The sequence below is a fragment of the Tepidibacter aestuarii genome, assembly GCF_934924865.1.
GTDB lineage: Bacteria > Bacillota > Clostridia > Peptostreptococcales > Peptostreptococcaceae > Tepidibacter_A > Tepidibacter_A aestuarii.
In genome coordinates this window covers 3,122,671-3,135,187 of the sequence record NZ_OW235315.1, presented here as the reverse complement: position 1 = coordinate 3,135,187, position 12,517 = coordinate 3,122,671, and the positions used below count along the sequence as shown (strand labels likewise).

12 protein-coding genes are annotated in these 12,517 nt (G+C 27.9%); 7 read left to right on the top strand and 5 right to left on the bottom strand.

Features of this window, described 5'->3' with window-relative positions; genetic code table 11:
* Nucleotides 1-9: 9 nt before the first annotated feature.
* Nucleotides 10-483 carry a hypothetical protein gene (locus M2214_RS15265; protein ID WP_248480650.1) on the bottom strand — a complete coding sequence of 158 codons (474 nt, stop codon included), beginning with the start codon at nucleotides 481-483 and terminating at the stop codon, nucleotides 10-12.
* Nucleotides 471-806: a YtrH family sporulation protein gene (locus tag M2214_RS15260; protein ID WP_330651512.1), complete on the bottom strand. Its 336-nt coding sequence runs from the start codon at nucleotides 804-806 to the stop codon at nucleotides 471-473. The genes M2214_RS15265 and M2214_RS15260 overlap by 13 nt, the downstream gene beginning before the upstream one ends.
* A gap of 179 nt (nucleotides 807-985) precedes the next feature.
* On the opposite strand from M2214_RS15260, the gene M2214_RS18375 reads away from it, so the two are divergent.
* Nucleotides 986-1,285: an iron-sulfur cluster biosynthesis family protein gene (locus M2214_RS18375; protein WP_334302864.1), complete on the top strand. Its 300-nt coding sequence runs from the start codon at nucleotides 986-988 to the stop codon at nucleotides 1,283-1,285.
* A 685-nt stretch (nucleotides 1,286-1,970) separates the two neighbouring features.
* Here the strand turns inward: M2214_RS18375 and M2214_RS15250 are convergent.
* Nucleotides 1,971-2,291 (bottom strand): hypothetical protein, encoded by a 321-nt coding sequence (locus M2214_RS15250; RefSeq protein ID WP_248480646.1) that lies wholly within the window; start codon nucleotides 2,289-2,291, stop codon nucleotides 1,971-1,973.
* A 411-nt stretch (nucleotides 2,292-2,702) separates the two neighbouring features.
* On the opposite strand from M2214_RS15250, the gene M2214_RS15245 reads away from it, so the two are divergent.
* Complete coding sequence (locus M2214_RS15245) at nucleotides 2,703-3,785, top strand: GerAB/ArcD/ProY family transporter (protein WP_248480644.1); 1,083 nt, start codon at nucleotides 2,703-2,705, stop codon at nucleotides 3,783-3,785.
* 258 nt (nucleotides 3,786-4,043) lie between these two features.
* On the opposite strand, the gene M2214_RS15240 is transcribed toward M2214_RS15245, so the two are convergent.
* Nucleotides 4,044-4,691 (bottom strand): hypothetical protein, encoded by a 648-nt coding sequence (locus M2214_RS15240; protein WP_248480642.1) that lies wholly within the window; start codon nucleotides 4,689-4,691, stop codon nucleotides 4,044-4,046.
* A 750-nt stretch (nucleotides 4,692-5,441) separates the two neighbouring features.
* Between M2214_RS15240 and M2214_RS15235 the strand changes: the two genes are divergently transcribed.
* The 5 genes from M2214_RS15235 (at nucleotide 5,442) to M2214_RS15215 (ending at nucleotide 10,631) form a co-directional block, all read left to right on the top strand.
* Entirely contained in the window at nucleotides 5,442-6,377 is a 936-nt protein-coding gene (locus M2214_RS15235) for a sulfurtransferase (protein WP_248480640.1), read from the top strand.
* Nucleotides 6,378-6,522: 145 nt separating this feature from the next.
* Nucleotides 6,523-8,094, top strand: coding sequence for an ABC transporter substrate-binding protein (locus M2214_RS15230; protein WP_248480638.1), 1,572 nt, complete (start codon nucleotides 6,523-6,525; stop codon nucleotides 8,092-8,094).
* A gap of 164 nt (nucleotides 8,095-8,258) precedes the next feature.
* Nucleotides 8,259-9,227: an ABC transporter permease gene (locus M2214_RS15225; RefSeq protein ID WP_248480630.1), complete on the top strand. Its 969-nt coding sequence runs from the start codon at nucleotides 8,259-8,261 to the stop codon at nucleotides 9,225-9,227.
* Nucleotide 9,228: 1 nt separating this feature from the next.
* Nucleotides 9,229-10,119, top strand: a complete 891-nt coding sequence (locus M2214_RS15220; RefSeq protein WP_248480628.1) for an ABC transporter permease — start codon at nucleotides 9,229-9,231, stop codon at nucleotides 10,117-10,119.
* Between the two features lie 218 nt (nucleotides 10,120-10,337).
* Nucleotides 10,338-10,631 carry a hypothetical protein gene (locus M2214_RS15215; RefSeq protein ID WP_248480625.1) on the top strand — a complete coding sequence of 98 codons (294 nt, stop codon included), beginning with the start codon at nucleotides 10,338-10,340 and terminating at the stop codon, nucleotides 10,629-10,631.
* 21 nt (nucleotides 10,632-10,652) lie between these two features.
* On the opposite strand, the gene M2214_RS15210 is transcribed toward M2214_RS15215, so the two are convergent.
* Nucleotides 10,653-12,455, bottom strand: coding sequence for a YcaO-like family protein (locus M2214_RS15210; RefSeq protein ID WP_248480623.1), 1,803 nt, complete (start codon nucleotides 12,453-12,455; stop codon nucleotides 10,653-10,655).
* Nucleotides 12,456-12,517: the final 62 nt, after the last annotated feature.

Genomic DNA, 12,517 nt, shown 5'->3' with positions numbered 1-12,517 from the left:
TATAATAATTTACTCAATATTAGCCCCTTCAATTAGCTTGGTTTCTATCCAAATTTTTAATACATCTGTTAAGATTATTTTAGTTGCTTTAAGTTGGTATTCTTTGTTTTTTAGTTTGAAAATTCTTTTATCAATAATTTCTTCTATTATGTCAACATCAATAGTTTCAACCTCACGTCCTAATAATTTATGATATTTATCTTTAGCATACTTCTCAATCGTAATTTTATCTATTTCATCTCCTTCATGTGTTAATACAATCTGAATGTCTTTAAGAATTAATTTCTTATTATTTAGGGATTGTTCAAGCTTTTTTAATCGTTCGTCTCTTTCTTCTATTGCAACTTTAAGCTTTTGTATTTCCTCATAGTATTTATCAACTCTATAACTAACCAACGAAATAATAATAAATGCTCCTATTATTACCCCGATTATTATTCCTGACATTATAGAAAATAAATATTTTAGTTTTAATCTCCCCATAATTTTCCACTCTTCCATAATAACTTAATAATTAAATATCCAAGATTTGCTCCAGTAAGGGCAGACATAATGTATGCTAATTGTTTTACTACAGATTTAATTTCTCCTTTCAATATTCCTTGTTCAATAATTTCAAATGATGAAAAGGTTCCTCCTAGGCTAACAGCTATTGCCCAAATCTTAATTGAACTTGATATATCAATCATGGTTTTAAGTGGAGGATGATTATTAATCAAAGCTCCAATTCCAGCAAAAAAGCTCGCACCAATTATTACTCCTAATGCAATTAAAAATGTATATATAAGATTATTAATGAAAAACACACTTATGACCCCCTATGTACTTTATATTATGATATGTAAACAAAATTAGTTTTATCTCAACTAATAAAAAGAAAATAAAAAATGACATAATAAAAGTTGATATTACTTGACAAAATATAAATGAGAGTATAGAATTATACAGAAGATATACCCTTGTGGGGTATTTAGGAGGGGCGAAAATGAAAATAAATATAACTGAAGATGCACAAAAAGAGCTTAAACATTTTTTAGAGAAAAAGAATTTACCAAATCATTCATTAAGGATATTTAAACAATCTATTGGTTGAGGTGGTCCAGTTTTGTCAATGTCTCTGGATGAGTCAAAAGATGAAGATATATTTGTAGAAGAGAATGGGTTTAAATTTTTAATAGATAAAAATCTTTCAATGAATATGTCTACAATAAATATAGATTATGCAAATGGATGGTTTAGAAAAGGATTTAGAATAACACCAATTGGAGAATATGGGGGTTGCTAAATCAAAAAACACAACTAAAAACATAGTGGTAATTTATATTATGATATGTAAACAAAATTAAATTTATATAAACTAATAAAAAGATTAGATAGTATAAAACACAGTGGTTGATCAAATAAATGAGGCTTATTAAAATACCGCTACTTAGTCAATATTTTTATATAACTAAAGATTACGAATACTGAACATCCTAAAACTTTTAAACTCACTACGGTCAGACAAAAAAGTTTTTTAATGTATATTAAGTATTAGTAATCTAAGTTATATGGAAAAATATTAACCTAAAAGTAGCTAACATTTTAATGAGCCTCATTTTTAAGTTTAGAGTTTAAACTTTGAGTATGAGTAAGAAATAATATGTAAAGATTCATCTTAAAATTCATCTTAAAGGCTTTTACTAAGTTATACATAGAACTGGGGGTAATATAAATATATAGATTCTATTTATCTAAAATCAGTATATTATAAAATACGTGTTTTAGAACAAGAAAAACAGTTCTAAATAAACAAGATCCATATATGTCTACGCTGTTTATTTAAACTATAGTCTATTCACACTGTAGAATTTAAAATTTTCAGTTCCATTCAAGGCTAATACAACTTAAAAACTTAAGTTTCTGACACCTCTCCTATTTTCTCAATCAGCTTTTTGAGGGAAACTACAATTAGCCTCTATTCAAACCGTTTATCCATGTCTACTAAGATAAAAAGAAAACCATATAAATGCGATATATATAACCAAAAAAGTTATATTAATACTTAAACTAATTACAAGATTTTTCAATGTAATGGTTTTGTTAATAAAATTTCTAGCTGCAATAATAGCACTTACAACTGCTGGAATAAACGACAGATACACATAATAAGCTAATATTTGATTTAAGTTAAAGAATTCCTTTGTATTATATCTTGATTTATTTCCTATGCTTAAAAAAGCAATTATTACTATTATCCAATTTAAAATTGTTAATAATATTGATATGTTAAAATTTAATATGCTTTTCATTAGAAAATTTCTCCTTTATAATTTGATTTGCAATAAAATTACTATGTTTTTACCATTTTTACAATGAATTAAGCATAAATTAACTACTATTTTACAATAAAATAATAAAAAAAGCCCCTAACTAGTTCCTAAAGCAGTATTTAAGGATTAATTAATGGACTTTCTATTAACGTAATTTTATTTTTAGACAATATAGAAGTGCAATATATATTAATATTTAGATTAACAGCTATCTGATTTTGAAATTTATTTCAAATTTAATTGTTTTTGTTTTTACATATTTACGTTGTATTCTATTCATTGTATTAGTACTCAACAAGCGTTTTTTAATAAATTTGGGTAATTGAGGAATAATATAAAATATGATATTTAATATAAAATTTATAATAAATAAACTTGAAGGAGTAAGCAATGAATAAAGAAGTTATTTCAGATAAGCAAGGTATTGCAATTTTATTTTTGTTTCTAGTAGGCGGATCTTCCATATATGCACAAGGAATAGAGGCTAAACAAGATATATGGTTAGCCTTTATTCTAGGCATATTACTTGTATTTCCTATGACACTTATATTTGCAAGACTGCATCATATTTTTCCTGATAAAGATTTATTTGATATTGTTGAAATTTGCTTTGGAAAATTCATAGGCAAAATAATCATTATATTATATACTTGGTTCGCTTTCTTTTTAGCTAGCGATATATTAGTTACCTATGGTCAATTCATTAAAATAATCAGCTTTCCCGAAATGCCTCAAATTATTCCAGAGATAGTTTTAGCTATTTTATGTATTTGGGGAATAAAAGAAGGCATTGAGGTCTTAGGCAGATTTAGTGGATTTTTTCTTAATATACCGATTATAACTTTAGTCATTATCATAATATTATTAATTCCTAATATGGACATAAATAATTTTCGTCCTGTATTAAGTGATGGTATCCAACCAGTTTTAGAAGGTGCTTTTACTGTTTTTATATTTCCTCTTGTTCAATTAGTCGTATTTACAATGATCTTTTCAAATTTTGAGACAAACGGATCTCCTTATAAAGTTTATACTACAGGTTTATTGACAGGAGGAACATATTTAGCGATACTTTCTATCACAAATCTTTTAGTGTTAGGAATCCATACTGTAGTAAGTTCTTATTACCCTACTTATACTACTATATCAAGAATAGACATTGGTTTTGTCCTACAAAGAATAGAAATCATTATAACCATTACATTTATTTTAGGTGGTTTCATTAAGATATGTATATTCTTACTGAGCATGTGTAAAGGAATTACAAAATTATTCGGATTTACAGATTATCGTTTTATTATAACACCTGCTTCTTTACTTGTACTTAATTTATCCTATAATCAATATAAAAGCGTAATGTATTATTATGAATTTAGTATACATACATGGCCCTATTATCATTTTCCCTTTTATGTAATATTTCCAATTACCACATGGATTACTGCTGAAATAAAGAATAAGTATTTGTATTGAAATGAAAAATTCAATCTATGTGGCCGGCTTTTACATATATTTCGTTGTCCACCGATATAGAATTGGGAGGTTTTTTATAAAAAGTGTTTATTTAGAGTTGCTTTTCTTGTTTCAAACATGTGTTTTATAACATTTTGGTTTTATATAAACAAAATTTATATATTTTAGGCATAAATAAAATTAAAAGCACAAAAAACTCCAAGATAAACAACAGATTTTTTTGTGCTAATGGGTTATGTAATTTAGTATGTAGCTATTTTATTTAGATTTTTCAAAATCAAAGTTTATAGAAGTTACTTTTTTATTGCTAGTATCTATTGTCATGTATATTACTTTATCATCTCCTGTTTTTTCATCTTTTCCATATACAAAATCATATTCTGCATTATTTCCTACTCTTAAAAAGCTTATTTCTTCAGCATTTTTTACAAATCCTTTTTCAAGTATAAAAGCTTTTCCTATTTTAATAGCTTCTTCTTTATTTGAATTTGCTTTTTCTATAGCTTGTTCAATTTCTCCCAACGATTTATTGTCTCCTTCATATCCTATCTCTTTAACTTTTCCATCTTTCTCTAAAGTTGCAAAATAAACCTTATTATTAGCATTATCTAGGTATACTGAAGTCCAAAAGCTATTAGTTTTTAAGAATTCAATATCATTAAAGTTTTTAATATCTACCTTAATCCCAAAATATTTATCATATGAATTAGCAACAATGTCTAAAGCTTCTTCTTTTGATATATCACTTTTAACTTTTTCTAGACTTTGTAAATAAATTGCTTCTTGCTTTTTCATTTCAGAATCTGACAAATTATTAAAATCCTTAGCCGATGCATTAATGCCTACTGTCCCTCCTGCTAAAATTCCCATTATTAGAAAACCTGCTATTTTACTTTTTATTTTCATTTGAATCAACCTCCTGTGTTTTTGATAATTTATTTATTAATTTAATATGATAATAAACTATGAATATTATAAAACTTTCATATAGTTGTAAATTAGTTGTAATCTTTATATTATTTATTTCATATAGCCACTTAAATCTATGCTATCAATCACTTCATGTATTTCTTTCCATCCATTACCATAAAACACAGGTTATTAGTATTTACAATACTACAATAAAAGGTATTAGAGGTAGAACCAGCAAACATGCCACCAGGCGTAAAGTAACTGGTTAAACTTTGCATAATCTTATAATTTAGATAGAAACTATGCCCTAAACATAAATTTAGATATTTATTCAAAAAAGACTCCTAACTAGGAGTCTTTCTACTTCGCATAATGTAGGTTATGAATAGCTAATGATATAGTATGGCAAAATAAAGCTAACTATAAAATTCAAAACAACTGCAATAGCAAATGAGTATAGCAAATTCACATTGATTTAAAATGCTGAGGATTAAAATGTTAGCTGCTGATTTAAATATTTTTTAATAAGACTTAGATTATACCGTTTAAATATCCGTTAAAAAAATTCATTGTTTGACCAACCGGAGTTTAGAATTTTTAGGATAATTAATAAGGCATAGTCTGTAGTTTTATAAAAAAAATAAATACAATGCATCTCAGGTATAGAAAAAACCTATTATAACATTTAGACACCCTATGATATACTTCAAGTGTATAAAAACATAAGAAAAGGGGAGTTTATCTATGAAAAAAGTATACTTAGTAATAGTTGCTATTTTAACTGTAATTTTAGCAGTTGGATGCACTAGTAATAATGTAAGTGATAATAATACTGAAGCTAATACAACTGAAAAATATACTAACAATGATTACATAGTTGAGGCTGATTGGCTAAATGATAATTTAAATAAAGAAGATATATTAGTATTAGATACAAGAAGTGAAGAAGAATATAAAAAAGGACATATACCTGGGGCTGTAAATGTGTCTTGGACTCAATTTGCTGATATGAGTGGAAAACCTGGAGACAAAGGTTGGGGTGTAGTTCTTAAACCCGAAAAACTATCTGAAAAGTTATCAGAAGTAGGAATAGATGATAAAAAGACTATAGTTGCTTACTCTGATAATAAGAATGGATGGGGAGAAGACGGAAGAATAGTTTGGATGCTTAGAATGGCTAATTTAGAAAATACTAAAATGTTAAATGGTGGATGGCAGTATTGGAATGTAAAAGGATATGATGTATCTAAAGAAGAGCCTACTATTAATAAAACAGACTTTAAAGTAGAGTCTTTTGATAAATCTTTAAATGCTGATACAGATTGGATCAATGATAACTTAGGAAAAATAAAGATAGTAGATAGTAGAGATTCATCAGAATATGATGGTGCTGTTAAATATGGAGAAAAAAGAGGAGGACACCTTCCAGGATCTATAAATATAGTATATACAGATTTATTTAAAGAAGACGGAAGAATCAAGAGTCAAGAAAATCTTGAAAAAATATTTGAATCAGCTGGAATAGATAAGGATGACACTGTTGTTTCTTATTGTACGGGAGGTATTCGTTCAGCATATATAACTATGGTGTTCAAGATGACTGGATATGAAAATTCTATGAACTATGATGCTTCTTTTTATGAATGGGCTGGAGATGAAAGTTTACCATTAGAAAAATAATGTTTACATGTTTTTAAAAGTATGATAAAATTGTGTCAAATAAATATATGAATATATTAACCATGAAGGTAATAAATCCCATAGGAATATGGGTTTGTACATTCATGGTTTTTTGTTGTTTAATAAAAAATAAAGGGGGATAAATATGAAAAGAAAAATTTTAAGTTTATTTTTAAGTGTTGCCATGGTTGTTTTAATGTTAGCTGGATGCAGCTCTACTACAGAAGATCAATCGAGTAATGATGTACAAGGTGAGAAAGTATTAACTTACGGTACAGCTAATGTAAGTGAGACTGGAAGAATAAATCCAGCACTTGATGAACATGCAGAGATACATAAGCTTATATTTACAGGACTTACTAAGCATGATAAGGACGGAAAAGTTGTACCTGATTTAGCTAAAGAGTGGACATTTGATGAGAGCACTAATACATATAATTTTATACTTAATGAAGGTGTTAAGTGGCATGATGGAGAAGAATTTACAGCGGATGATGTTAAATTCACAATAGAGAGTATAAAGAATCCTGACAATGCTTCTGAGATAGCATCAAATTATGAAGAGATAGAAAGTGTTGAAGTTGTGGACAAGTACAATGTTAAGTTACATTTAAAAGATCCATGTGTTGCTGTACTTGATTATTTATCTGTTGGAATGCTTCCCAAGCATTTATTAGAGGGCAAGGATTTAAACACTGATGAGTTTAATCAAAATCCAGTTGGAACAGGACCTTATAAGTTTGATAAGTGGGAATCTGGACAATACATACAGTTAGCATCAAATAAGGACTATTACAATAATATCCCTAAGATTACTAAAGTAATATTTAAGATTATAAAAGATGAAAAGGTTAGAGCTATGCAGTTAAAATCAGGTGAAATTGACTTAGCTCAACTTGAACCAAAGGATACAGAAGTTTTTGAAGGTGTTGAAGGTATTAAGTTATATAGAGAAAAGACTGCTGATTACAGAGGGGTAATGTACAACTTTAATAACGATTTATTCAAGGACAAAGAAGTTATAAAGGCATTAAGTTATGCTGTTAATAGACAAGAGATAGTAGACAGTGCGCTTAACGGAATGGGAAAGGTAGCTTATGGACCTTTACAAATGAGTTCATACAATAACGAAGATGTAGAAAAGTATGAGTATAATCCTCAAAAATCAAAAGAAATATTAGTTCAAGATGGTTGGAAATTAAATTCTGATAATATTTTTGAAAAAAATGGTAAGAAATTATCTTTTAAATTAACTTGTTTTGAGGGAGATCCAGTAAGAGTTAATATGTCAAATATAGTGAGTCATCAATTTGAAAAAATAGGAGTAGATGCAAAAGTTGATATACAATCAGAGATAGACTGGGGAAATTTAGAGGCATTTTTAATAGGATGGGGAAGCCCATATGATCCAGATGATCATACTTATAAGGTGTTCCATTCTTCTCAAATAGAATCTGGAATGAACTTAAATGCATATTCAAATTCAAAAGTGGATGAGCTTATAACTAAAGGAAGAACTACTCTTAAAGAAGAAGATAGAAAACCTTATTATATGGAGTTCCAAAAAGAACTAGCACTTGATCCACCGTTTACATTCTTAGCTTATATAGATGCTGTTTATGGAGCCAAGGATAATATAGTTGGTATTAAAGACACTGTTCTTGGACATCATGGAATAGGATTTTTATGGAATATAGAAGAGTGGGATATTAAGTAAATATATTTACATTCTATGGTATTTATGCTATCATAAAGATAATTGAAGTGTTAATCATGAAGATTATCTTCTAATGAATGTACGCCATGAAGGCAAGAAATCCTATAAGGGTTTTGCTTTCATGGCTTTTTTTATTATATATTAGGAAGGAGTTAATATCTTAAATGATGAAATTTATCTTTAAAAAAATTAGAGAATCTATATTAACTATAATAATATTGTCATTTGGGGTATTTATGATTTCTCATTTAGCTCCAGGAGATCCTCTTGTATCTGTATATGGTTCTGGAGTAGAAAGAATATCAAGTGAAGTAAGAGAACAGGCTATCGAAGATCTAGCACTTAATAAGCCATTGATGTATCAATATGGAATATGGGTCAAAAATTCTATAAAAGGTGACTTAGGATATTCATATAAGTATAAGATGCCGGTCAAAGATGTTATAAACACTCATTTGCCAAACACTGTTTTATTAATAGGTCTTTGTCTCATTCTTACGTTTATATTATCTATAATGTTTGGATTAGTAGCCGCACTAAATGAAGGAAAACTAATAGATAGAGTTATTACAAGGTGTACTACACTACTTTATTGTATACCAGGATTTTGGATTAGCTTGATATTAATCTTAGTATTTAGTGTAAACTTGAGGATGTTACCATCATCTGGAGTTTATGATATAGGTAAGGAAAATGATATTTTAAATAGAATAAGCCATCTTATATTACCACTTACAGTTATAGTAATTGGGCACTTGGGATATTATTCGAATTTCGTAAGAAATAAAGTTTTAGAGGAATTGAAGGAAGATTATATACTGCTTGCTAGAGCTAAGGGGCTTTCAAAATCTCAAATAATAGTTAGACATCCACTTAAAAAGATAATGCCGTCTATTATAATACTGATGTCTTTATCTTTTAGCCACTTGATAGCTGGCGGTTTTGTTGTAGAGTACATATTTTCATATCCAGGTCTTGGACAATTGATATTTGAATCAGCTAAGTATCATGATTATCCTCTTTTAATGGGAGGGGTTATGCTAACAGGTATTATAGTTGTATTAGCAAGTTTAGTATCTGACATATTAAGTAGCTTAATAGATCCGAGATTAAAAGAGAGAGGAATGAATTAAAATGGATTTTACCCCTATTGGAGTTTTAAGAGAAACTAATAATATAGAAAAGAAGAAATTTTCTTTTAAGAATTTAAAATTTAAAGGAGATATATTTCTTTCACCTCTTGTATTGTTTATAATAGTATCTTCATGCATGTTGGCACCTTTAATTACGAATATAGATCCAACTAATATGGAGTTATCTAAGATATTTATGTCGCCGTCTGAAGGACATATATTTGGAACAGATCATTTAGGTAGAGATATATTTTCAAGAGTTTTATATGGAGGAAGAATATCTATTATTATAGGGGTATTATCTATGGTTATATCTACTGTAATAGGAGCTGTATATGGAAGTATAAGTGGATATTGTGGTGGTATTATAGATGATATTATGATGAGGTTTATAGATATAATGATCAGTATTCCGTCTTTGCTGATAATGACACTTATTCAAGCGATACTTCAAAGTAATAAGGTTAGCAGTATTATATTTGTAATAAGCATAACTAGCTGGATGAATATAGCGAAGATAGTAAGAGGTGAAGTACTTGAATTAAAGCAAAGAGAGTTTGTCTTAGCATCTAAGATCATGGGTGCGGATTTTATATACATAATGAAGAAGCATTTGATACCTAATTATATGACTAGCATAATATACATGTCAGCAGTAAATTCAGCTAATGCAATTATGGCAGAGACTACACTAAGCTTTTTAGGATTAGGACTTCCTATAGATCTACCATCTTGGGGTTCTATGCTTATGGACGCTAGAGAGAGTATACTTTTAAATAAATGGTGGGTAGCTTTATTTCCGGGTGTATTTATGATAAGCACTATATTTTGCATAACTAATATAGGGGAACACATAAGGGTTAAAAGTAATAGAAGATTCAATAATATATAAAATTCGCTTCATGCTAACGCATGGCTCATGGCGCCAACAAGTCTTACGACTCTGTTGCTTAAAAATAGTTGATACTCTAGTTCTTTAGAGATAAAAACACACTATAAGTTGAATTAATGGTAGAAATTACATGTTAACTTTGGTGCTCATTTATCGATTAATAGTATATAATTATCTTGTTACTTTTTATACAAAATTAATCGATGGAGGAGTTCTATATGTCAAGACAAATTAAGATAGTCATCAACTTGGAAGTTAATGTTAATGAAATGGAAAATGAAAGAATCCTAAGTGAATTAGTAGAAAATGAAGCAGCTATGAACGAGTACATAAATAATGAAGTGATTACTATTTTAGAAGACTTAAACGAGAATAAATTGAAATCTTTAGGATTGGATAGAAAAACTAAAAATTCTCATTTAAAAGAGATGGTAGATAATATAGATGAAGATAAAATAGAAAGCATTCGAAATAATATAGTTACAAAAATTAAAGATATAGAAGTTATATAAATGGAAGAGCTTATCTTTAGATTAATCTAAAGATAAGCTCTTTTGGTTTACATTCGATAATATATATCTGTCTTTTAATGATTTATATATAATATCATTTGGATTACTAGATATTTTTTCATTTCTATAGTTATATTCATCTATATAGTTTATATTCAATATGTTTTCTGGGTATTTAAATTCACTTATAACACTATTGACTGAATTATTATTATAAAATAGTTTTAGATTTTTTTCTATATTTTCATCGTCTATATTATCATCACGCATAGATATATAATCTCTAACACATTTATAGTGATTTATAATATTTTTATTACAATATTTTGGATTTAAAGATTTTAAATATTTGTTGAAGTGATTGTAAGATTTCTCAAAGTATTTTTGATTATAATTTAATGCACTTAAGAATAATTCCATGTTGGAATAATACCAAGGTATATTATTATCATTATCTAGATTCAATATTTGCGTTACAGATGCATTTGGACTATACCCAACTTCATTTATTAAATCTATTAAATCTGTAATTTCTTGATTTGATAAATTGCGTAGATTTTTTATATGTTTTTTTATTTGAATAAATTTTATATAGTAATCTAGTGAGTCCGTATCATCGAATTTATCTACTTCGCTAAGGCCTGGAACTATTACATGATAAGAAGGAAAATCTAAAAAAGAACAATCTCTAACAAATATATTAAAGCCTTTATCATTTAATAGTTTTGTAACATGATTTAACATTTCTTTGTTATCTAAATCTGAAGTATCTTCAAATTCATTAAAATCATAATCTGAATTTGAACTAAAAAATTCACTTGGATAATATCCAGAGCCATTAACTAGTATTCCAAGTAAATTCTGATACTCATCAGAGACATTACTTTTGTGTGAATACTCTTTAAGACCCATCATATTACTGATATCCTGACCTTGTAAAAGCTCAGTTAAAGTTCTTTCTAGTGATATTTCAAATACTGGGTGAGAGCCGAATTTAATAAAGTAGTTTTGATTATCTTTATTTATAAATATAGCAGCTAGCACTGGATAATTTTCATTTAATGAACAGTCTTTTATTACAACTTTGTAGTTACCTTTAGACTCTATTTGAGTTATCATTGAATCTAATTTGGGGAATTTTTGTATATATGTTCTAGGTATATCTGGCGGAGTTATTTTTTCCTTTATTATAACTTGATTGACATGTCTTTCTAAAACTTCGGATATGCCTTGGATTAATGCTTCTTCAAATGTATTTCCTGCACACATTCCGTTTGACATATATATTTTTGATACCATGTTAACGGGTATGTACGATAGTTTATTAGTATTTAAATTTTTATAAGGAATGCTTACAAAATCAAGCGGTGTATGCTCATAAGATGTTTTTGCCCATTTATTTAACAGTTCGTATTTATCTTTTTTAGAGCTGATTTTACTTAGCTGATATAAGCACCATTCGTCATTTCTTTTTATAAAGTCATCTACACTTAGGTACTCTTCATCAGGAGCATAATAAAAATCTTTATATGACATGGCACTTTCGCTTAAGGTGTCGTTTAATCTAAAGAAAGTCTGGTTTTGGATTCTTTCCATAAGTTCTGCATAAGCACTGGCAAGAGCGTATTCATGAGAAGTTCCTTTTCCGTTAGTTGCAATTGAAGTATTTGCAATTTGGACTCTTACAGAACAAAATCCTTTAGCTGAGTTTTTCCAATCCGTTTCTATTGTAGTAATTCCTAAGTCGGAAAGTATTTTTCTTATTTTGTTTACGGTATTGAGGGGTAAATCATCTTTGTACTTTCTATCTCTTAATGAACTCAAATTAATCACCTCTTTATTTTATTCTATAGGAATTATATAGTTTTGAATATGTGGGTAACATT

Excerpts from the sequence above, each read along its gene's own strand:
- M2214_RS15245 (WP_248480644.1), top strand. The coding sequence starts at position 2,703 with ATGAATAAAGAAGTTATTTCAGATAAGCAAGGTATTGCAATTTTATTT.
- M2214_RS15240 (WP_248480642.1), bottom strand. The coding sequence starts at position 4,691 with ATGAAAATAAAAAGTAAAATAGCAGGTTTTCTAATAATGGGAATTTTA.
- M2214_RS15250 (WP_248480646.1), bottom strand. The coding sequence starts at position 2,291 with ATGAAAAGCATATTAAATTTTAACATATCAATATTATTAACAATTTTA.
- M2214_RS15215 (WP_248480625.1), top strand. The coding sequence starts at position 10,338 with ATGTCAAGACAAATTAAGATAGTCATCAACTTGGAAGTTAATGTTAAT.
- M2214_RS15225 (WP_248480630.1), top strand. The coding sequence starts at position 8,259 with ATGATGAAATTTATCTTTAAAAAAATTAGAGAATCTATATTAACTATA.
- M2214_RS15220 (WP_248480628.1), top strand. The coding sequence starts at position 9,229 with ATGGATTTTACCCCTATTGGAGTTTTAAGAGAAACTAATAATATAGAA.
- M2214_RS15265 (WP_248480650.1), bottom strand. The coding sequence starts at position 483 with ATGGGGAGATTAAAACTAAAATATTTATTTTCTATAATGTCAGGAATA.
- M2214_RS15235 (WP_248480640.1), top strand. The coding sequence starts at position 5,442 with ATGAAAAAAGTATACTTAGTAATAGTTGCTATTTTAACTGTAATTTTA.
- M2214_RS15230 (WP_248480638.1), top strand. The coding sequence starts at position 6,523 with ATGAAAAGAAAAATTTTAAGTTTATTTTTAAGTGTTGCCATGGTTGTT.